The following is a 20,873-nucleotide window of genomic DNA, read 5'->3' as shown; positions in this document are numbered from 1 at the left end:
GCGCCAAATGTACGGCAGAGCCGGATTCCCGTTGCTACGACACAGAATCCTGCTCGCATGAGCGCCGAGACCACCACCGTCTTTGCGCCAGAGCCAACTAAACGGTGTAACTCAACTGCCGGTCGGGTCGAGGCTCATCACCGCGAGGTAGACGCACTTCAGCGCGGCGGCCTCGTTCGGGAAGTGCCCGCGAGCGCGGACGGCCCGGCGGATCCGGGCATTCGCCGACTCGATCGCGTTGGTAGAACACACGACTGTGCGGATCTCGGTGTCGAAGGCCAGGAACGGCACGAACTCTGCCCAGGCGTTGTCCCACAGCCTTACGATCGCCGGATATCGGCTGCCCCACACCTCGGTGAACTCGGCGAAGCGTTCCCTTGCCGCGGCCTCGGTCGCAGCCGTGTAGACCGGTCGCAGCGCTTGGCGATGCCGTCCCAGTGCTGCCGGCCGGCATAACGGAAGCTGTTGCGCAGCAGATGGATGACGCAGGTCTGGACCACCGCGAGGGGCCAGGCCGTTTCGATCGCAGCCCCTTCAGCCCGTCACAGACCACCATGCACGCGTCCGCGACACCGCAGTTCTTCAACTCGGTCAGCACGTGCAGCCAGAACTTGGCGCCCTCGCCTCGGGCTTGTCCGGGGCGACCACGGCGCGCACGACGCTGCGGTGCCCGTCGGCGCCGATCACCACATCAGCGCGGTAGGTGTCGCCGCCGCGCTGGCCGGCACGAACCTCGGCGGTCACTTCGGCGACCGCAACCCTTGGCCACGATGACCACCGCGGCTGCCCTGGCCACCGTCCTGCTGGTGCTGCTGCTGACCCCCTTGTCCCACACGCGGCCGGCACGATCGCGATCTCGTCGACTATGCACAGCAGCATCTCGACCAGGGAGTTCCGGCCGAGGTCCTACGGCTCGTCCTCGGCGTCACGGATTCCGAAACCGCGTCTGCACTCGCCGAGACGGCTCACGAGCGGGGCCTGCACGACATCGCGCGGTGTTCGTCGGAGACCGTGTTCCTGGCACACCAGCGTCGTGGGACCTGTCCTGAGCGCGCGGACGCCGCAGGAGTGATCGGAGGCTGGGCCTCAGGCCGACGCGGCGGTGGCGGCTCGGTCAACGCGAGGCCGAGCATGGTGAGATCGACCGGCCGGCGCGTTCCTCTCCGGGCAGGACCAACGGGCATTTCCGGCTCGCCAGCGGACCGACGACGGTCAGCGGGTGAGAATCAGCTGATCAAGGGCGCTAAGGTTGCAGAAGCAAGGGATCCTCGCGCGGTGATCGCCACAGATTTCCGGTCGATCATCAACGTCTTCCCAACAAGCATCATCCACACGGGGACAGCTGATGGGATCAAGGCCCGAGGCCGGCCTGCTGGGGCGCACGGATGAGCTGGAGCTGATCGCGGCGTTGCTTGCCGGGCACAGCTCGACTGGTCCCAGTCTGATTTTGTACGGCGAGGCCGGGGTCGGCAAGACATCGCTGCTGGAGGCCGCGGCGGTGCAGGCGGAAGCGGCCGGGATGCGGGTGCTGCGTGCCTCCGGGGTGGAATCCGAGGCCGAGGTCAGCTACTCGGTGGTGAACCAGCTGTTCTACGCGCTGCGCGAGGGGGCTGACCGGCTGGCCGGCGACCAGCGTGACGTCCTCCACGCCGTCTTCGACCTTGCTCAGGCGGCCTCGTTGGATCCGTTGGTCGTCTCGATGGCGGTGCTGGCGCTGCTGGGTGAGGCCGCGGCCGAACGTCCGGTGCTGCTGGTCGACGACGTGCCGTGGCTCGATCGCGCCAGCGCAACGGTGCTGGGCTTGGTTGCCCGCCGGCTCGCGGACACTCCCGTGGTCTTCCTGGCTGCGGCCCGCACCGAGACACCTCCCCTCTTCGACCGGGTGGGGCTGCCGGAACGCGAAATCGGACCGTTGGCCGAGCGACCAGCGGCCACCCTGCTGGACACTCGGCATCCGGACCTGGCACCGCCGGTGCGGCGGCGAGTGCTCGACGAGGCTGCGGGTAACCCCCTCGCGCTGCGCGAGTTGCCGGCGGCCATGGCCGGTCGGCAGCGCGCCGGCCAAGACCCGCTGCCCACGTTCCTGCCGCTTACCCGGCGGCTTGAAGCCGCCTTCGCCCCCGCGATCGAGCGTCTGCCCGCACCCACCCAGCACCTGCTGCTGCTGGCCGCGCTGGCGCCCGATGCGAGTGTGGCCACGCTCCTGCCGGTCGCCCAGGGTCGTGGGAATGTCGACGATCTCGAGCCGGCACGACAGGCCGGCCTGATCTGCACGGACCCGGTCGCCAGCCATATGTCGTTTCGCCCTCCGCTGATCCGCTCGACGATCGTGCAGCTGTCCTCGCCGGGCGAGCGTCGCTCGGCGCACGCGGCTCTGGCCGACGTCTCTGACGATCCGTGCGCACGGGCGTGGCATCTGGCCGAAGCCGCGACCGGCCCGGACGAAATGGTGGCCCACGCGCTGGAGCAGGCGTTCCTTTCCGAGTTCCGGCGCGACGGTACGGGCGCCGCGCTGACCGCGCTGGTGCGCGCGGCCGAGCTCAGCCCGCAGCCGGCCGACCGGGCCCGCCGGTTGATCGAGGCCGCGTATCTGGCGAGCAGCACCGGCCCGTTGGATCGGGTGACCAGACTGTTGGCCGACGCCCGGAAGGCGGATGACGCCAGATCGGTCTCGGGTACGCGCCGCGGATCGGTCTTCGCCGCCGCGACGGCGGTCTACCTGCTTCATGCCGACGGCGATGTCGATGGCGCGTATCGCCTGCTGACCCGGGCGCTCGACGACGCAGACACCGCCGGGACCACCAGTACGTGGATCGACGATCTGCTGTACGCGTTGCTGTTCGTCTGTATCTACGCCGCCCGGACCACGTTCTGGGATCTTCTGGGCAGCGCGCTGGGCCGGTTCGACCCGGAGCTGGCGACGCCCCTGCGGCTGTGCTACGACGCGTTCACCCATCCGGCCCGAACCCCCGTATCAATACGCGAGGCCCTCGCCCGGGCCTTCGCCGCCCTGCCCACCGACGCGGCACCCCAGTGGCTCACCCCCCTGGCCTTCGCAGCCGTGCGGATGGACGTGCTGTCCGACCATCGGTACCTGGTCCAGCGCATGATCGAACAAGAACGCGACGGCGGAGCGATCATCTTGGTGCTCACCGGACTGGTGCTGCTCACCATCGACTCCTATTACCACGGGCAGTGGGACGAGGCCGAGACTATGGTGCAGGAGGGGCTGGACCTGGCAGCGACCTACGGCTATCACCTGCTCAAGGCACAGCTTCGGATCAGGCCGGCATTTATTGCCGCCGTCCGCGGCAACGCCGACCTCGCCCGGTCGCTGACCAGCGAGGTCATGACCTGGGCCGCGCCGCGGGGCCTCGGGCTGACGCAGGCATTCGCCCGGCATGCGCGCGCCATCGCGGCCCTGGGCCAGGACGACTACGAAGGCGCCTACGCCGAGACCTCCTGGATCAGCCAGCCAGACATCCCCGGCACCGGCATCCCTGCGCGATGGATGGTCCTGGACCTGGTCGAGGCGGACGTGCGCACCGGGCGGGTCGAGGAGGCCCGCGCCCACGTCGCCGCCGCCCAGCAGGCCGGCCTCGCCCACTACTCCTCCCACACCGCGCTGATCGCCGCCGGGGCCGCGGCCCTGGCCGCTGACGACGACCATGCCGGCCCGTTGTTCGAGGCCGCCCTGTCACTGCCCGACGCCGACCGGTGGCCGTGGGAACACGCGCGTGTCCACCTCGCCTACGGGCAATGGCTGCGCCGCACCCGCGACACCACCCGTGCCCGGATGCACCTTCGGGCGGCCACCGAAACCTTCGACCGGCTCGGCGCACGACCGTGGGCACAACGGGCCCACAACGAGCTACGTGCCAGCGGGGTCGCCACCGCCACTCGACCGGGCACCCACACGTCCACCCTGACCGCTCAGGAGTGGCAGATCGCCACGCTGGCCGCCACCGGGATGACGAACAAAGAGATCGGCCAACGCCTCTTCCTGTCCCATCGGACGGTGGGCGCCCACCTGCACCGGCTGTACCCCAAGCTCGGCATCACCTCTCGTGCGGCACTGCGCGACGCGCTGGAGACGATTTCACCCGACGACGATTGAGCACCAATGCCTCACCGGCGTTCGTCGGCACCGAGACGGAGCCGCTCCTTCAGGGACGACAGCGAGGGGATCCCGGACAGGCCCGAGTCTGCCGAAGGGCCGGACCCGGCCTCCAGCCCAGTGAGGTCGACGGACTGGCGTAGCTGCTCGGGGACGTGGTCGAGCAGTGGCCGCATCGCCTCGAGTGCGGCAACGATCTCCCTGCCGACCTGGATGGTGGGCCTCATCGCGTCGGCGATGACGAGGATGCCGCGCTGGAAGTACCACGAAACCAGCGGTTCGGTCGCCTGGTGGTACAGCCCGAGCCAATCGCGGATGAGGTCCTCGGTGTCCTGACGGCGTTCGAGAGCGGCTCGAGCCAGTAGGCGCCGAACCAGCTCGTCGTCATCGACCCTCAGGTACAGCGCGACGTTCGCGGTCATCCCCAGGTGCAGCGCGATCCGGTAGCCCTGTTGTGCCTGGGGCAGCGTGCGCGGCATCCCTTCGAGCAGGTACTCGCCGCCCGCCCTGGCCGCCGTGAGTTCCCGGCGGGCCACGTCCAGCACCACCTCGTCGGGTACCGATTCCCCGCGGTCCAGGTGAGCCTGCGCTGCACGACCGAGGTCCGTATGCCGGGCGACGTGGGCCCGCAGCAACTCACCCATCGCGATGTGCGGGACGTTGAAGTGGGCGGCGATCACCGCGCCCAACGTCCTCTTGCCCACACCCGGTGGCGCGAGCATCAGTATCCGCATCTCGTGTCTCCCTCCCTCGGGGGCGACTGCTTCGGTGTCCGTCCCACCGCCACCGACCCGGCTCATCGACGGCTGGGCTGGTGGAGTGGGCTTCGGCGACGATCCTTGCCCGGAGGTCCACGGCGCCATCGGCGACTGCGACGACCCGTAGGCGGCGGTCGGCGGACAGCGCGACGCTGACGGGGCGCGCAATATTCGGGATCGGTCGGTGGCCATAGGTGCATGGTGTGACGGCCACCGGCCCCGGTGCATGTGTCACATGACTGCACCGGCAGCGGCGTTGTCGGCAGCTCCGGCTCGTCCGCCGACAGGGCATGCATGGCGGCTCACTGACGTACCGCTGGCCCCGGCAGACGGCCGGCCCGGATGACGCCAGGGGATGATGACCCCAGGGGGTGTAGTTATGTGACCCATGCCGTGCCCCGGCCGCACCAAGCAGCATTCAGATCGCGCACAGAACGGTCCGCGACGAACGACTGCGAGGAGACACCCCGTGCGGCTGCTGATGATCGCCCCACCCGGAGCCGGGAAGGGAACCCAGGCTTCCCGTATCGCTGCCCACTTCGGCATTCCACACATCGCCATCGGCGACCTTCTGCGCAGCCATGTCGCACGCGGCACAGACCTCGGTCGCGCCGTGCGGCGGCACCTGGACTGCGGGTCCCTGGCACCCGACGACATCGTGCTGGAGATGGTCCGGGAGGAGTTCATCGCGGCGAAGGCGACCGGCGTGGGCTACGTCCTGGACGGTTACCCGAGGACGCCCGCACAGGCCGAGACGCTGTCCCAGATGGCGGCCGAACTCGGGATGGCCCCCGACGTCGCGCTGCACCTGCGGGCCGACGACGACGAGGTGGTACGGCGGCTGCTCTCCCGAGCCGCAACCGAGCACCGCCAGGACGACACAGAACCCGTGATCCGGCGGCGCCTGGCGCTCTACCACCGGCTGACGAGCCCGGTCCTGGACCGGTACGCCCGTCACGACATCCTGCTCTCCGTCGACGGGATGCGCACCCCCGACCAGGTCACCACGACAATCCTCGATGCGCTCGAGTTCGTCGAGGCAATGCCGAGCATCGACCCCGCCCTGGTGGACCCGGTGGCCGCGGTGTCGTAGCGAGGTCGCCGGAGCAGTAGCCGTCGGCGCACCCGATTGCCTGCGTGGCTCAGCCGGGCAGAAGGCCGGTCACCACGGCTTGCGCGAACGCTGCTGGCTCCTCGATGTGGCCCAGATGCCCGCTGTGTTCGAGGACGGCGAGCCGCGAACCCGCGATGCCCGAGTGACGGGCGGTTCACGCCGCTGCAGGGCTGGGTGCTCTACGTGCAACAGGACGGCGTAGCGCGGACCGCAGATGATGTTCGACGCGACCTTCGGTCCAGACCTGGGCGTGGGGTTTGCGGTAGCCGGCGATGCAGCCGGGTCGTCGGCCGGATCCGGGTGCGGGTGTCAAGCCAATGCCGCAGCCACCGTTGCACGGTCCAGCCCTCGCCGGTGCGGCGCGCGGCGCTGTCGTAGAGATCCCGGTAGCGGGGATCAGTGTCGTTACTTACCGGGCAGGGATGACGTAAGGGAAGGTGGACTGGCTGCGTTGGCCATCGCCAACCGCCAGTCCACTGGGGACGGCGGCGTTCGTTGCGAGGGAGAGAACATGACCTCCGGGGCGTTATCGGCGAGCCGGCGACCGTTGAACCCCGCGAACCCGAACACTGCCGGTGAACCCACCACGTAGCCGAGCAGGTCGGGGACGACTCGACCGACGACGCTCGCGGCGTACGCCTCGGGCCGGTCCGAGGTGCCGCGGCCGCGTATCACCGAGGCGACCAGCTCCGTGATCGTCGCGGCGTAGTTCGCGCTCCGGCCTCCGGCGGGACGAGCATTCGTAGGCGGTCGGCGACCGTCGGGTCCGTCAGCGACAGGGGCGGTCGGCGGTTGCCTGCTGCGGGTAGCGGCACAGGACGCCACTGATGTTCGGATGCACGCCGGTGCTGGCGGCCGGCAATGTGTCGGGCGCGCGGCCGTGTTCGACCCAGTCCACGAGCGCCGCGAGCGGGTCGGTGGGGACGGGTCCGGCCCCGCCGGAGCAGTGCCCCACGCCCGGGGCGAGGAAGACGCGGTAGAACCGATCGGTAGCCTCGGCGCCGCCCATGGCGGATTCGACTCGGCGGCGGTAGTCGACCGTGCCCTGCGGGAAGACCGCCGGGTCGGCCAGGCCGTGCCAGGTGATCATTTTGCCGCCGGCGGCGCGGAATGCGGACAGGTCGGGCTCGTCGGAGCCGATGACGGCGCCGTAGCGGGCCTGGGACTCGTCGAACAAGCGCTCGAACTCGGGGTAGCCGATGGTGGAAACGTCGAGGTGCGGTTGCTGCAGCAGGAAGTAGCGGATCCAGCCCGCGGCGACAGGGAACGGCGCGCCGCGCCGCGCGCCAAACAGTGGCTTGGCCGTGCCGGCCAGCCAGCTGAAGGACGCGCCGCGCGGCAGGCCGTACCACACCCGTTCGCCGGTACGGGTCGTCGGGCCGTCCCAGATCCTGCGGACGATGTCGGCGTCCGCCTGGCTGATCCGAATCGTCCGACCGTGACAGCGCACGCTCGTGCCGACAAGCCGGCCTGGGTCGAACCGGCAGGCGTCGGGCCGCCCGATGATCCCGTCGAGGCGCCTGTCGTCGCCGTCACACGCGGCGATCGCGGCGCGGTTGAAGGCGGCGAACTCGCATGCGGTCGGGTAGACACCCGCCTCGTTCATGACGACCTGCGGCCAGAACTGGGCCAGGGTAAGGCGGTTCCAGTCGATGGCGGGCGCGGCGGCGAGGATGCCGTCGAAGTCGCCGGGGTAGCGCTGCGCCTCCAGCAGGCCCTGCCGGCCGCCGGTCGAGCAGCCGGTGAAGTACGAGTAGGCGGGCGGCCGACCGTAGAATCTTGCGATCACCTGTTTGCCGATCCGGCTCATGTCGTGCACCGAGCGGTAGGCGAAGTTGGCCAACAGCCCCTCGTTAATCGTCCGGTCATCGCGCAGCGCCCAGACAGGCGGGCTCTTGGCCATGCCCGGCACGCCGGCGTCGGTGGACGCCGCCGCGTAGCCCCGCCGGACCGCCGGGACGAGGTCGCGCTGAAACTCGCCCGCGGCGAACGCTCCGCCGCCGGTGGCCTGGAAGCGGCCGTTCCACGTCGATCGTGGCAGCCATACCTCGATGCGGACCCGGTCACGAAGCGGTGGGTGCGTCAGGATGATCGTGACGTCGCAGAACGCCGGAACGCCGGTGACCAGGGGCCGGCCGAGACGGGAGGCCCGCGCGCCCATCGCGCCCGGGCGGGCGACCGTGGACATCGCGAGGATCCGCGCGCCCGGCAGGTACGGTCGGGACGGGCGCGGGCAGGCGCCGTGACCGGTGAGCAGCACGGCGCCGACGACGGCGGACAACGTCAGCGCCACCGGCAGCAGAAGTGCGCCGATGATAACCAGAGGTGTTCGCATCGCTGCTCCCGAAGCGGACGGCCGCGCGGGGCATGTGCACCGATCCCCCTGGCTACCCACCGCTGCCCGCGTCACACTCCGGCGGAGCGAACGGCGCCGGGCCGAGCGTCCGGCACCCGGTCGATGCATCATCGCCATTGGGGACTGGCGAGGTCCGGTAACCACGACATGGCGGCACTGCGCGCGCCGCGGGTCGGAATCCGGATCTCGGCTCAGCCGTGCAAGTCCAAGTGATTGCGCGCAAACGCCGTTGTCGCCGCCCGGCAACCGCGGTCCGGCCCTGCACAGCGCCCAGTCGGCCACCTGTTGCGCGGCGTTAGGCGTGGGTAAGTGCGACGAAACAGATGGCTACCTCCACCATTGGGCGTATGTGTAGGCAGGTAGGTGTGGAGAGCAAGTCGGACCGGTACCCGGGATATACGGGCAAGTGCCTGGAGCGTGGTGTACGGCAGCTGCCTAGCCTGCCTCCCGTCGTCATCCTTCTACGCGTAGGCGGTCGCCGGGGGCGGTGGTTCCGGCACTGTGCTCGGGGGGACGGGGGCCGTGTTTGCGGTCCTTGACGTGGGCGTAGGCCATGAGCGCGAACAGCACCGTGAGCAGGACCGCGGACGAGCCGAATGTGCCCAGGTTCAGGCCGCCCTTCGTGGTGGGTTTGGTGAGGAAGTCACCGGCCGTGGCTCCTAGCGGCCGGGTCAGTACGAAGGCGGCCCAGAACAAGGCGACGTTCGGGACAGCTGGCATGTACTTGAGGGCGAGCAGGGCCGCGAGCGTGGCGGTGATGAGCAGGGCGCTGCCGCCGTAGCCGAGGCCGGAGCTGTCGGACAGGAAATCACCCATCGAGGTGCCCAGGGTGTTGGACACCAGGATCGCCGCCCAGAACAGCGCTTCGCCTCGGAACGTGTCGATGTCGCGGATCGCGAACGTGAGTCCGGTGTACCGCCAGCCCACGAAGATGGCGAAAAACAGTGTGACGAGGATTGCCGCGCCGGTGGGGTAGCCCAACCCCAGTCCTTGCGGCCCCCAGCCAAGGGTGGCGGCGCCAGTGGGGAGGTACTTGGCGGTCGCATGGCGTACCGGCCACCGCGAGCCAGCCTTGCCGTGGTGGTGTCCTCGGCATGCTGCATGGGATCTCCTTGCAACGTCGGTCGCCCAGGCCGGCGAGGTGCGGCAAATCCGGGCAAACCTACGCCAAGACGCATAAGGACGGCCTGAACGCGGCGCGGCCCGCCGCCGATCTCTCGCTGACCTCGGTCAGCCGTTGGGGCGGTGCTCTCAGCGTCTTCTTTTCGATGCGGAGCAGGCTTGAGTGGACGGTCAAGGGGGTGATCGCATGCGGGTGCTGCTCGTCGAGGACGAGGAGGTTCTGCCAAAGACGATCCGCAGGCGCTCTACGTCGACGGGTTCGCGGTGGACCTGGCCTTCTCCGGCACCGACAGGTTGTGGGCGGCGAAGGAGACCGCGTACGACGCGGTGGTGCTGGACGTCATGCTGCCCGGACTCAACGGTTAGGAGGCGTGCCGGCAGTTGCGGGCAGACAGTACGACAGCAGCGGCATCACCGGCGGCTCGTGGAGCATCACCACCCGACCGGCCATCGCCCTCACCGTCCCCGGGCCGCAACCCGCCCCAGTCACCGTCGCCGCCGCCGCCGACATTCCAACCGTCCGGCTCGCCGACGGCCCCCTCACCATCACCGTCCCACCCGGTCGGCCGGCGGCAAACTGAGCCGATCATCAGACCAGTACATCGCTCACGCACCGTGATGACGGCTGGAAACACGGCGCGGGTTGTCTGCGGCAGATCCGTGCACCAGATCCCGAGATGTAGCCCGATTCACCCTGCGGTGGCTGGCCGGAGGCGAGACGGCTGCGCTCACTCGCCTGGCCGTGGCGAGGGGTCCCAAGCGGATCAGGCACAGGCTGCGCGGCGTCAGATGACCTGATACGTGCTTCGGATGACGCCCCGGGCCAGGATGTGGAAGGCAAGGTTGAAGCTCACCATCGCCCCGGTTGCGGAGGGCGGCACATCGAGCGTCTCGACGTCGAGCGCATGCACCATGAAGACGTACCGGTGCGCCACGTCGCCGGCTGACGGCGCGGAACCATCGTAGCGGTTGTTACCGAAGTCGTTGCGGGTGTGGATCGCGCCCTCCGGCAGCAGACCCGGCGTGCCAGCGCCGCTGGGCAGTTCATGGGTGGTCGCCGGCAGATCGATCAGCACCCAGTGCCAGAAGCCGCACTCGCTCGGCGTGTCCGGGTCGAAGAGGGTGACCGCGAAACTACGGGTCTGCGCCGGGAAGCCCGACCAGCTCAGCTGCGGGCTGACGTCCTGCCCGCCGACGGTCCTGTGCACGTGCCGGGCCGGCAGCGGCGCGCCGTCGAGGATGTCGGTGCTGGTGACCTTGAAAGATGGCCGGACCGGCAGGATGTCAATCGGATCCGGCGCGGTCGCTCGGTCCAGTGACATGAGCCTTCCCTCCTGAGCGGAGCGGTGGAGACCCGGCCTGCCTACCCCCGCGCAGTCGTAGAAACCGCGCTGCACCTCGCGAGGAAACGGATTACGTCGTGTCCGGCGGGGAAGGAGCGGGCGACTGGCGATCCCGACCTGACTCCTGGACTTGCGACAGATAGCGAGTGAACGATGCAGATGCGAGCGGCTCGGATGTACGGGTATCAGCAACCCCTTCGGATCGAAGATGTTCCCGTGCCCGACATCGAACCCGACGAGATCCTGGTGAGGGTCGCGGCGGCGGGTATGTGCCGAAGCGATTATCAGCTCGTCGACGGCTACTTCAAGGGTCCGTTTTCCGGTGACGTTCCCCTACATCCCTGGGCATGAAATCGCGGGGCGCGTCGCCGGGTTGGGGAGCGCGGTACCGCCGACAGCGGCCCTTTCCGAGGGCGACATGGTCGTGGTCTATCCGAGTTGGGGTGACGGTACCTGCCGACAGTGTCGCGAGGGCAACGAGCATTTGTGCAGCGGCGACGGACGGTGGGTCGGGTTCGGGCCGCCCGGAGGCTTCGCCGAGTACGTTGCTGTGCAATACCGGCACGCGATCCCGGTGTCGGGGCCGGGCGCGGAGACGCCGGAGATTCTTGCGCCGATGACCGACGCCGGTGTGACCCCTTACCGCGGGTTGAAGAAGCTGCGGGACGCCGGCAAGCTCGGGCCGGGGCGCACGGTCGCCGTCAACGGCATTGGCGGTCTGGGCGCTTACGCAGTCCAGTACGCCCGACTGTTTGCCGGAGGGTCGACGGTGATCGCACTCGGCCGCAGTGATAGCAAGCTGGCCGTCGCGGTGGAGAACGGCGCCCACCACGGGATCAACACCAGTGACAAGTCCGTTGAGGCCATCCAGGACGAGCTCGCCGAGCTCACCGGTCGGCGCACGATCGACGCGATCCTGGACTGTGCGGGCGCCGCGGCATCGGTCTCGTTGGGGTTTGACCTGCTGGGCGTCGAAGGTGCCATGGTGTCCGTCGGGCTTATGAGCGACCGCGTTGAACACCGCCTGTTTCCCTTCGTCGGAACGGAGTTGTCCTACTTCGGTTCGTTCTGGTCCAACTACAACGACCTCGTCGAGGTGCTGGCACTCGCCGACGCTGGACAGATCAAGCACAACGTCACCAAGGTCAGGCTGGAGGACATCAACCAGAACCTGGAGACCCTGGGCCGCGGCGGTATCGTCGGCCGCCAGGTCATCGTCTTCGACTGAGATGGCCTCGTTGTGATCGGTCGCCAGTACTCCGGCCGCACTTCACAGAGTTGGAGTCTTCGCTGGTAGTGGCTGGTTCGGGCCCGGAACTGGTGGCGGCGGAGCCATCGTGACCATCGATCAATAACGCCTGCACAACGTCTCAAGACGTGACCGGCGCGCGCAGCACCCGCGGAAGATCAGCGCGCCTGCCGGACCGCTCGGGAAATTCTCGGCGGCAGGGAGCCGGGTCCCGCTGCGAAGGTCCGGATGAGTTCGATGTCGCTGCCCCAGGCGTCGAGCACGTCTGCGTGTCCGTGGTGGCGGGCCAAAGCTTCGACCGCAGGGAAAAGGCCGGACGCTTGAGCGAAGACCCGCGTCGGCATGAGCGCGGCGTTCCAGTCGCCGGGGAGCGGGAAGTGCTCCAGCTCCCATTGGAGGTACTTGTTGTAGGGACGGAGCCGCCCGTGCAACGCGAATACGGTCTCCAGGAGCCAGGGCACGCTTTCGGCCTCGTCCAGGTATGCCGCCTCGACGCAGCCGTCCCGGTGACTCTTGACCGCCCGGTAGAGCTGGTTGATGTAGCCGTCCAGTGCGGCGCGCGCCTGCTGGACGGCTTCCTCTTGCGAGGGATTCGCCTGCCGGTCAACTAGCTGTGCGATGCCGCCGTCGAGCCGGTCCAGGAGTACCTGCGCGCCGCGGAAGGCGTACCGCTGCCAGTGCAACGAGGTGTCGGCCAACGCCTCCAGCGTGTACACCACCTCGTCCAGTTCGGCCGTCCGCATGGTGTGCCGCCAGGGCACGGTCTGCTCGGCAACCACGATGACGACGTCGTAGTCGGACCACGCGGTGGCCATACCGCGGGCACGCGAACCGGTCAGGATCACGCCGCGAACAACTGGATCAATGTCCGCACGGGCCAGGACCCGCTCAAGGATCTCCATGCGTACGCCCCCTACATCGCCGATCACACTCCAGGCCAGGCTCAGACGTAACGGACCGGCGCTACCGCAGCAACGGATTTCCACATGTATGGTCGCGAACCGCTGGGTCAGGTTCCGCAGGTCATGTAGGCGGCGAGGATGTAGTTGGGGTGGCGGTCGAGGTTGTTGCGGGCTCGGTCGTAGCGCATCGTCGTGTGTGGGTCGGCGTGGCGGGCGGCGATTTGGACATCGCGGAGGCTGACCCCGGCTTCGAGCATGGTCGTGACGAATGTATGTCTGAGCATGTGAGGGCGCATCCTGGGCATCCGCACGCCGGCGGCCGCGGCCAGGTGTCTGAGCCGGCGGGACGCGGCGTGGCGGTCCATCCGTCCGCCGAGCGTATTGCGCAGGAACGTGGCTGGCCACCACCGGCTACGGCGACGAGGATCAGCCGCGGAAGTCGGGCAACACCGCGAGGTCGGCCAGCTCCTGGTCGGTGAAGACTGGCTGGTCCAGCATGCCGAAGCCGGGCTGCTGGGCGCCGGGCCCCTGCTCCACGGACACCGCCCGGTCGTCGGCCACCCAGGTCGCTCGGACCTCGCGCGGCACCTTGCCGCTGCCGCCCCGCCAGGACACCGAGACCGGGGTACCGGTGACCGCGGTCAGTACCGTACAACCGTCGTACGAGCCGGCGGCCTGGTAGGCGGCGGCGCACGGATCGTTGGTGCCGGGCGGGCCGTAGTCGGTGAACGAGCTGACCCGCACCATGCCGGCCTTGCCGTCGCGGTAGACCTCGGTACTGATCGAGTAGCGCCAGCCAGTCTGCTGCCAGCCCTGCACATATGCGTAACGGGTGAGCGGGTGGCCCGCCGCCGGAGTGGCGCCCGCCGCCGGAGTGGTATATCCGGCCGGTATCGCCGCAATGAGCACGGCCAGCATCTGGTTGGCGCGCTGCTGCTGGGCTTCCGGGATCGTCGACACCGCACGACCGGTGGGCGACTTGGTCACTCCCGGGCTGCGTGCGCCGACGGTGCCTGATGCGCTGACGGTGCCTGGCGTGCCTACGGTGCCTGGCACGCTGGGTGCCGGTACGACCTGGGTCGTGGCCGCCACCGCGGCGACCGCGGCCAGCGCGACTCCGCCGACCCACCACCGGCGCCGGCGGTTTCTGGCCCGCCGCCCGGCCGCCACCATCTCCTCCCGGCTCACCGGCCGCGGCCCGGCCTCGCCGACCACCCGCGCCAACAGATCCCGCACGTCGTTGTCGTGCATCGTCACTCCTTACCTGTGAAAGCGGTGTCGGGCACGCCGAGCAGGCGGCGCAAGGTTTCCAGCCCGCGGGAAGCCTGGCTTTTTACCGTGCCGACCGAGATCCCGAGCAGCTCCGCGGTCTCCTCGACCGACAGGTCCTCCCAGAACCGCAGCACCACTACGGCGCGCTGGCGCGTGGGAACGGCCGCCAGGGCGCGGCGCAGGATCAGGCGGTCGTCGACCCGGTCGGTCCCGGCCGGGGCACCCGGGTCGAGGTCGACGAACTCGGCCGTCGGCCGCTCCCGGCGCCACGGCCGACGGCGCTCGTCGAGGAAGACCCGCACGAGGGTTCGCCGCACGTAGCGGTCGATGGGCTCCTTACGTTGGATCCGGGGCCACGCAAGATAGAGCTTGGCGAATGCAATCTGGGTGAGGTCGTCCGCCAAGTGCCAGTCGCCGCACAACAGGTAGGCCGTCGCCCGGAACGCCGCGCCCCGGGCGGCGTAGTAGTCGCCGAACTCCTGATCGCGGCTCATGCCCGATCCCATGTGACCTCCCTCGTCCCTGACGGCAATACTCACGTAAGCAACGGGCGGGCGGGTTGCACGGATTACAAGGCGATCGTGGACCGGTCCTCGTCGCGGATGAAGGCCACCACGCCGCCCACCACCTCCGAGACCTTCGCGATCCGCCGGTACCCGAGCCCGTTGGTGGGTCGCAGGCGTGCGCCGGTCCAGGTGTCGGCGACGAACGCTTTCCGCGCAAGGGATCTCGGCGTCCCGCCCGTCACGAACGACCGGTGCCGGGATCTTCACAGGCGACGAAATCGCCGTAACGCGTCCAAGCGGGTGCTCAGCGACCGAGGACTGTCTGCTAAGGGTGGTCGATGGAGGTCGCCTGCGACCAACGGGCCCTCCAGAGCCCGTCCTGCTCGCGGCGGTAGCAGTCGAGATGCCAGCATTCCAGCAGCCCCGCCTCTTGTCCCCGGACCGCGATGTCGATGACTGACCTGTAGCGCAGAACGGCCAGGTCGCCGTCCATCATCACGTCGATGCTCGACACCGCCTCGAAGCGGCGGTAGTTGATGTCACCTGACGCGATGCCGCCGAGGTACTGCTCCTTGGACCAGACCCCGCCGCTGGGATGAACGAGCTCGAAATCCGGGGCGTGCAGGGCATCTGCTTCTACCAGCCTCACTTCGACCAGCGCCCGAAGCCGCCGTCGTTCAGTGTTCGCCATCTCAGTTGCCAGGGCGTCTGCTGTCACGTCGCCAACCTAACCACCCTCGGCGCTCGTGTGATCGCCCGCATCGCGTAGGCCGTGCACCCATGCCGGCAGATCAGGACGCTACGGCAAGCAACCTCTCGACGATGTCGGCCAGCTCTCCGACTGGACGCCGGCCGTCGAGTTCCACGGAGGCGCCGAAACGCAGCAACGGTTCCACCTCGCCCAGATAGCGCTCGATCTCCGCTCGCTGCCCGGCTGTCTTCCCGTACGGGTTGTTCAATCGCTTCAAGACACGGTCGAGAAGAACGTCGAGTGGTGCACTGAGCAGAACGACCTGGTCGAAACGGTCGTAGAAGCGGCCCTGGTTCTCCACCGTCCCCGACACCACGACGTCGCTCCCCTCAGCGAGCAAGGCCGCCATGCGGGGCTCGTCCCACGTGCCGTCCGACAACGTCCAACCGTCGTAGTCGGTATCGACGACCAGGTAACCGCGACGCGAGATTTCCTCGAGCAGCGTGCTCTTGCCCACGCCCGACATTCCCGTCACCAACACCCGCGCCACGCCGCCACTTTAGGGACCGGTCGGCCACGATGACCGAGCGGGCGCGATGGACTTCCGGCCGACTCGCCTCGCGGGCAGAACAGGAAGCTGCGGTACCTTCGTTCAGTCCTGTGTCCGGCAGCCCTGCGAGCCCGGCTGCGGAGCGATGCCGAAATGCGTGATGGTCATGTCGGCCACGTCGGCGGGACTCCGCCTGGTGTTGTCGATGCGCAGGTAGTCGGTACGGTCGTCGAACCGGCCTCCCGAGCCGAGGCGGTACTGCTGATCCAGTTCGAGCAGGTTGCGCTCCGAGAAGGCGACATCCCGCTTGGACGGCTTCTCCGCCAGGCGTGACGCGCCGCGATTCCGCCGGAGCCGTTCCTCCTGACTGGCCTCGAGCTCAAGGAAGAGGACCCGGCCGCCGCGGCGTCTGAACGGCTCCGCGAAGCCATCCACTGCCAACTCATCGTCGGGAAGGTCGAAGGCCCAGACAAAAGTGAAGATCAGTCCGGGCAGATCGCTGGCCGCCACCTCTTCGATCAGGTCGCGACGGAACCGGTCAACCAGCCGCCCGAACGGCGGACTACCGAACGGGAAGAACCGAAGCACCGGCTCAATCGCCATGTGGTTGTGGAACAGCCGCAGGCCGGTCCGGGCGGCGATCTGCTCGCCCACGGTCATCTTCCCCACGGCCGGCGGCCCGACGATGAACAGCAGCGTCCCAGTCACCTCGCCTACGCTAGTGCTCCGACTGGGAAGGTTCACCGGGTCGTTGGCGCGTTGAAAGGCCGGGCCTGGCGAAGAAAACGCCTGAGACGGTGCGGGTCTCCGTAGCACCCGTGAGGTTCCCGTGACGATTTACTTCTATGGTGCCGACGAAGTCCCTTATGTCCGCCGCTCTATCCGATTGATCAATCCGAGGACTTCGGGGGACTCGAACCCCCAACCTGCGGCTCCCTGAAGTAAACGGTGCCTGCACACCGGGTATGCGGTGTGGTCGCGCCTCCCGAGATCAAAGACGGCGACGGACGAGCTCTTCACCGGGGAGCCATCCCCTCCAAGATGTAACCGTCGCCTGCGCACCGGGAAGTGCGTGCACGAGGCTAGCTCGGGTGTTGATCAGCGGGCAACAGAGTTTGCCATGTCTGTGATCATGAACCGGTTGTCCGGCAACGCGCCAGCGGTGCTCCCACCTCGGCGCGACAGTGCACCGGCCACAGACACGGCTCCGTGACGAACGGTCGAAACTCGCGGGCCCCGCCGGCGCCGTGAGCGTGTGCCGATTGGGCTACGGCTCAGCGCCCTGATCCTGCGCCCAGTCGCCGGAAATGGCGGTCCAGATGGGCCGTGTCGGCCGGCCCAGCAAGCGTTGGTGAGTACGGGTGAGCATCCAGCCAAGCCAGGGTTGTGAGTAGCACTCGGTCGCAGTCGGCCATCGAGCGTGGCTCGCACACGTTGGGCAGCGAACACGTTGGGTCGCATGCTGTACGCCACCGGCGCGATGACAGCGGCATGATCGAGTACGCAGTCTTGGGCGATTCGTGGTGGGCAGATGCGGACGTTGCGAGTAAGCCGCGGGCTTGACCGATGTCATCCGTAGGGTCGGATCCGTGTGAACCTCGCGTGGAGGCGTTCGGGAAGCGCGTCAACCAGTCCTTGCCCGGGCCGGGTCGGTCCTGGCAGCATGTGGGTGCACCTGGTCAAGTGATTCTGACGAGCGCCTCACAGCCCGTCACACCGTCGGATGGTGCCCGAAGTTGGCCATCGTGGCGCCGGTCGCCTTCTCGTACAGCAGCACGTCGCTGAGGCCTACCCGTCGCCCGTCGGCGAGGCTTCGACACGACGGCCACAGGACCGATCGCAGTCCAGGATGTTCGACGGCGCGCAGCGATGCACTCGAATCCAGCTCCACCCCGCTCTCGTCGCACCAGGCGACGACCGCGGCCCAAAAGAGGTCTACCGATTCCCAACCGTCCACCGTCCGGGGCCCTCGCAACGGCAACAGCTCCCCTGTCGTGAGGAAGCCCTCCGTGCCGTGCGATGCCGCGTTCTGAAGATCCTCAAGGAACTCCAGCGCGCCACGCGACACGTTGCCCTCCTCGACGAGCAAGTCCTCGACCACGGCAAGGGTCGCCGCGACCCGCCCGCTGCTGCGGCGTACGACCTCCATGACAACGTCCCCCACGGGGATCTCACCGCCTGCGGTCGGCAGCCCGGCGGCGGCCATGAGCCGCTTGACGGGAGTCGGCGGACGCCGCTTGAAGAGTCCCATTCCACCACCTCGATCATGGCGACGTTCCAGCGGCCGCCCCGCGGTCACATGATCATGTCAGCAAGGTCCATCCGTGCCAAACAGTTGCCTCCTGCCAGGCAACATCGGTCGGCGGCAAGTCCGTGCACCCGGTCAAGTGGCTCTTACGGCCGTGACGCTCGATTGGTGGTGCAACGTACTGGATCTTTGCGTCGCCTGCCAGCACGGTTTTCGCGTACCGTCGCGGGCGTGTATTTCGTCTACCGGACGCACTACGAGGGCCCGCTGAGCCGGCGGGTGCGGCGGCTGCCCGACGCCAGCGTCCTGGACTGGTTCCGGCGCGGATGGGGCTGCGACGACGGGTGGGACTGGGTCGCGGCGGAGCTCGACGGCTACGCATACGGCCTCGCCTCGATCTTCGACGACGCGCGCACGGAGCCTTTGCCCCGGCCGGAGACGGTCGACGAGCTGCGCACGCTGCTGCACGAGCACCTGTACGTCGAGGGCGGCCCCGATTACATCCGGCTGGACGAGCACAGCCTGCGCGCGCGTACCAACGACGACGAGGTCGAACTCGCCTACTTCTTCCTCGACGACGACGTGGTCGCGGCCCGCGGCGACCGGCTCGCCTATCTGCTGCACGCGGCCTGGCCACTACCCAGCGACGCGGGCGGACCGGCGGCGTTCGACCCGGGGTGCGCGGTGACGGTCGCGGCACCGGCCGGCGGCGGCGACGCGACGACCTACGCGGTGTTCCTCACCCATTACGACGGCACGACCCTGGCCCGGCTGGCACCGCTCGCGTTCCCCGGCGTCGACCTGCCGGGCCTGGCCGCCCACCTGCGCGCCACCGACCCCGCCACCGATGCCGGCTGGCCGCCCGAGCTGCTCGTGCTGCGGGCCCTCGTCGCGCCGGACGACGACACGCTCGAGCCGGCGCTACGCCGGTGCAACCACTGGCCGGGCTTCAACCTCAACGACGACCCGTGGCCGCGGGGCATGCCAGACGCGCACGCCGCCGTGCACCGCGAGGCCCTCGACCTGATCGCGGTCGGCGAGTCTACCCACGAGCGAAACCCCGACGCGTCCCTGCTCCAAGTCGACCAGCACCTCGCCCAGCTGGCAATGCACTGCAACAAGCCGTTCGGCTACCAGCAATGGTTCCTGTTCGACACCGTCTGGGCGGCCGCACATCCGGACCTGGCGCGCTCTCTGCTGCGCTACGCCGGACACTGGGACCCACTCGACTGATCGACCGGCTCGCCGGCAACCCTCGACGAGCTGGTCGGTGACGACTCGTCCCCCGACGTACAGTAAGCGCGGGGTCCCAGCCGGGCACTACGATGCGTGGCTGGGTATGGGCCAACATTCTGCCTGCGGCCGCAGAGCCGACGTGACGGCCGCACACCTGGACGCCGCCGCGCAGCTGGTGGTGAGCTGTCGGGCCTATCGTTGCATGGCGGGTCGCCTGCTGTGCGTCCACGCGCGCAACGCCCATTCGAACGGGCCGTACCGGAACCGCCGCATCCACCAGTAACTGGCAGCCGCCTGGACCACAAAGATCGTCAGTGCGATGAACAGCGTCTGCGCCGGCGAGGTGTGGCCGGCCAGGCCGAGCCCGACGCCGGTGAAGACGAGCACGCAGATGAGCGACTGGCCCAGGTAGTTCGTCAGGGCCATGCGTCCCGCAGGCGCCAACGCGTCCGCGACGCGCGGTCGCCGTGTGAACAGACGCAGCAGGGTCGCGGCGTAGGCCGCCGCGAGGAACGGCGCGGTGACGATGCTGACCATCAGTCCGGTCATGTTCGCCGTGCCGCCGCCGATCGCGAACACGGTGGCGCCGGCCAGACCAACCGGATAGCCGACCCGCTCGCAGCGGCGCAGCAAGTTCTCGTGAGTGTCCACGGCGGCGAGCATCCGGTGCTTGCCGGCGGCGAGACCGACGAGGAACGCGGCGAAGGCCAACGGCCCTTGTACGGCAAGTGCGCCGAGCATTGCCGGCAACGAGCGCAGGTGCTCCAGGACGACATCACCGAGCCCGCCGAGCAGGGCCTCCGTCGAACGCGCACCGGCGGTGACCGCGGCGGCCTCGTCCGGGACCACCGCGGCACCAAGAACCGCGGCCAGACCGACCACGAACGCGATCACGCCCACGACGATCGCCGCTGCGACCAGGGCGGTGCGCGGCTCGATCCGCCGAACGGCGAGCAGCGGGAGACCGAGCAACGCGTACGTGATGAGGATGTCGCCGTGGAACAGCAGCACCGCGTGCAGCACCCCGAGCACGAACAACCCGGAGAGCCGGCGCAGGAACGACCGGCCGAAGGCCGCCCCACGCCGGGCCGCCGAGTCGAGTTGCAGGGTGAAGCTGTAGCCGAACAGGAATGAGAACAGCAGGTACGCCTTCATCGCGAACAGTAGTTCCACCGCACCTGCGACCAGCCGGTCGAGCGCACCGTACGCCGGATCGTCGACCAGTTGGAACGCATAACCGGAGCTGAAGTACCACACATTGACCAGCAGGATGAGCAGCAGCGCAATCCCGCGCAACGCGTCGACAACGTTGATCCGGGCGTCGTCATTGTTCTCAGCGGCTACATCCGGGGCGTGGCCCTGCTGGTCAGGTCGGAGCACACTCATGACATCGAGCCTCGCGAGACCAC

General features: G+C 68.7%; 21 protein-coding genes and 1 pseudogene. 6 read left to right on the top strand and 16 right to left on the bottom strand.

From position 1 onward, the window contains the following. Window positions 1–114 precede the first annotated feature (114 nt). Together AB0B76_RS49770 and AB0B76_RS49765 are read right to left on the bottom strand one after the other, a co-directional pair. Window positions 115–625, bottom strand: a pseudogene (locus AB0B76_RS49770) (transposase); the annotation flags it as partial. Next, window positions 592–744 carry a hypothetical protein gene (locus AB0B76_RS49765; RefSeq protein ID WP_360390378.1) on the bottom strand — a complete coding sequence of 51 codons (153 nt, stop codon included), beginning with the start codon at window positions 742–744 and terminating at the stop codon, window positions 592–594. The pseudogene AB0B76_RS49770 and the gene AB0B76_RS49765, both read right to left, overlap by 34 nt. A 601-nt stretch (window positions 745–1,345) precedes the next feature. On the opposite strand from AB0B76_RS49765, the gene AB0B76_RS49760 reads away from it, so the two are divergent. Beyond that, the gene (locus AB0B76_RS49760; protein WP_360390376.1) at window positions 1,346–4,117 is read left to right on the top strand and encodes a LuxR family transcriptional regulator; all 2,772 of its coding nucleotides are present in this window, start codon (window positions 1,346–1,348) and stop codon (window positions 4,115–4,117) included. Between the two features lie 11 nt (window positions 4,118–4,128). Here AB0B76_RS49760 and AB0B76_RS49755 read toward each other — a convergent pair whose 3' ends face one another. Beyond that, the gene (locus AB0B76_RS49755; protein WP_360390373.1) at window positions 4,129–4,851 is read right to left on the bottom strand and encodes a nucleoside monophosphate kinase; all 723 of its coding nucleotides are present in this window, start codon (window positions 4,849–4,851) and stop codon (window positions 4,129–4,131) included. Between the two features lie 412 nt (window positions 4,852–5,263). Between AB0B76_RS49755 and AB0B76_RS49750 the strand changes: the two genes are divergently transcribed. Next, window positions 5,264–5,968, top strand: a complete 705-nt coding sequence (locus AB0B76_RS49750) for an adenylate kinase (RefSeq protein ID WP_360390370.1) — start codon at window positions 5,264–5,266, stop codon at window positions 5,966–5,968. Window positions 5,969–6,758: 790 nt separating this feature from the next. Here the strand turns inward: AB0B76_RS49750 and AB0B76_RS49745 are convergent. Next, entirely contained in the window at window positions 6,759–8,462 is a 1,704-nt protein-coding gene (locus AB0B76_RS49745; protein ID WP_360390368.1) for a tannase/feruloyl esterase family alpha/beta hydrolase, read from the bottom strand. Between the two features lie 336 nt (window positions 8,463–8,798). Beyond that, on the bottom strand, window positions 8,799–9,326 hold the full coding sequence (locus AB0B76_RS49740) for a hypothetical protein (protein WP_360390365.1): 528 nt from the start codon (window positions 9,324–9,326) through the stop codon (window positions 8,799–8,801). A 512-nt stretch (window positions 9,327–9,838) separates the two neighbouring features. Here AB0B76_RS49740 and AB0B76_RS49735 point away from each other — a divergent pair. Beyond that, window positions 9,839–10,048, top strand: a complete 210-nt coding sequence (locus tag AB0B76_RS49735; protein ID WP_360390362.1) for a hypothetical protein — start codon at window positions 9,839–9,841, stop codon at window positions 10,046–10,048. 204 nt (window positions 10,049–10,252) lie between these two features. Here the strand turns inward: AB0B76_RS49735 and AB0B76_RS49730 are convergent, their stop codons facing one another. Continuing rightward, window positions 10,253–10,789 (bottom strand): YbhB/YbcL family Raf kinase inhibitor-like protein, encoded by a 537-nt coding sequence (locus AB0B76_RS49730; protein ID WP_360390391.1) that lies wholly within the window; start codon window positions 10,787–10,789, stop codon window positions 10,253–10,255. A 237-nt stretch (window positions 10,790–11,026) separates the two neighbouring features. Between AB0B76_RS49730 and AB0B76_RS49725 the strand changes: the two genes are divergently transcribed. Together AB0B76_RS49725 and AB0B76_RS49720 are read left to right on the top strand one after the other, a co-directional pair. Continuing rightward, window positions 11,027–11,161 (top strand): hypothetical protein, encoded by a 135-nt coding sequence (locus tag AB0B76_RS49725; protein ID WP_360390359.1) that lies wholly within the window; start codon window positions 11,027–11,029, stop codon window positions 11,159–11,161. Further along, on the top strand, window positions 11,133–12,038 hold the full coding sequence (locus tag AB0B76_RS49720; protein WP_360390357.1) for a zinc-binding dehydrogenase: 906 nt from the start codon (window positions 11,133–11,135) through the stop codon (window positions 12,036–12,038). The genes AB0B76_RS49725 and AB0B76_RS49720 overlap by 29 nt, the downstream gene beginning before the upstream one ends. A gap of 179 nt (window positions 12,039–12,217) precedes the next feature. On the opposite strand, the gene AB0B76_RS49715 is transcribed toward AB0B76_RS49720, so the two are convergent. The 9 genes from AB0B76_RS49715 to AB0B76_RS49675 all read right to left on the bottom strand — a co-directional run bounded on the left by AB0B76_RS49715 (window position 12,218) and on the right by AB0B76_RS49675 (window position 18,231). Further along, the gene (locus AB0B76_RS49715) at window positions 12,218–12,961 is read right to left on the bottom strand and encodes a nucleotidyltransferase domain-containing protein (protein WP_360390354.1); all 744 of its coding nucleotides are present in this window, start codon (window positions 12,959–12,961) and stop codon (window positions 12,218–12,220) included. Between the two features lie 107 nt (window positions 12,962–13,068). Next, on the bottom strand, window positions 13,069–13,350 hold the full coding sequence (locus tag AB0B76_RS49710; protein ID WP_360390389.1) for a tyrosine-type recombinase/integrase: 282 nt from the start codon (window positions 13,348–13,350) through the stop codon (window positions 13,069–13,071). A gap of 37 nt (window positions 13,351–13,387) precedes the next feature. Further along, complete coding sequence (locus tag AB0B76_RS49705; protein WP_360390351.1) at window positions 13,388–14,212, bottom strand: hypothetical protein; 825 nt, start codon at window positions 14,210–14,212, stop codon at window positions 13,388–13,390. A gap of 2 nt (window positions 14,213–14,214) precedes the next feature. Next, entirely contained in the window at window positions 14,215–14,727 is a 513-nt protein-coding gene (locus tag AB0B76_RS49700) for a SigE family RNA polymerase sigma factor (protein ID WP_360390348.1), read from the bottom strand. A gap of 74 nt (window positions 14,728–14,801) precedes the next feature. Further along, window positions 14,802–14,981: a hypothetical protein gene (locus tag AB0B76_RS49695; RefSeq protein ID WP_360390345.1), complete on the bottom strand. Its 180-nt coding sequence runs from the start codon at window positions 14,979–14,981 to the stop codon at window positions 14,802–14,804. Window positions 14,982–15,064: 83 nt separating this feature from the next. Beyond that, complete coding sequence (locus AB0B76_RS49690; protein WP_360390342.1) at window positions 15,065–15,457, bottom strand: nuclear transport factor 2 family protein; 393 nt, start codon at window positions 15,455–15,457, stop codon at window positions 15,065–15,067. Window positions 15,458–15,530: 73 nt separating this feature from the next. Then, window positions 15,531–15,980, bottom strand: a complete 450-nt coding sequence (locus AB0B76_RS49685; protein ID WP_360390340.1) for an AAA family ATPase — start codon at window positions 15,978–15,980, stop codon at window positions 15,531–15,533. A gap of 102 nt (window positions 15,981–16,082) precedes the next feature. Continuing rightward, a complete protein-coding gene (locus AB0B76_RS49680) occupies window positions 16,083–16,688 on the bottom strand; it encodes an AAA family ATPase (RefSeq protein ID WP_360390337.1) in 606 nt (201 codons plus the stop codon). Between the two features lie 1,003 nt (window positions 16,689–17,691). Continuing rightward, complete coding sequence (locus tag AB0B76_RS49675; protein ID WP_360390334.1) at window positions 17,692–18,231, bottom strand: hypothetical protein; 540 nt, start codon at window positions 18,229–18,231, stop codon at window positions 17,692–17,694. Between the two features lie 228 nt (window positions 18,232–18,459). Here AB0B76_RS49675 and AB0B76_RS49670 point away from each other — a divergent pair, with 228 nt between their 5' ends. After that, a complete protein-coding gene (locus AB0B76_RS49670; RefSeq protein WP_360390331.1) occupies window positions 18,460–19,461 on the top strand; it encodes a hypothetical protein in 1,002 nt (333 codons plus the stop codon). Window positions 19,462–19,656: 195 nt separating this feature from the next. Here AB0B76_RS49670 and AB0B76_RS49665 read toward each other — a convergent pair whose 3' ends face one another. Next, entirely contained in the window at window positions 19,657–20,850 is a 1,194-nt protein-coding gene (locus tag AB0B76_RS49665; RefSeq protein ID WP_360390328.1) for a DUF418 domain-containing protein, read from the bottom strand. Between the last annotated feature and the right edge of the window lie 23 nt (window positions 20,851–20,873).

It is taken from the genome of Dactylosporangium sp. NPDC049140 (genome assembly GCF_040648435.1).
The sequence above is the reverse complement of the archived record's forward strand: the minus strand, read 5'-3'. Positions and strand labels throughout refer to the sequence as shown.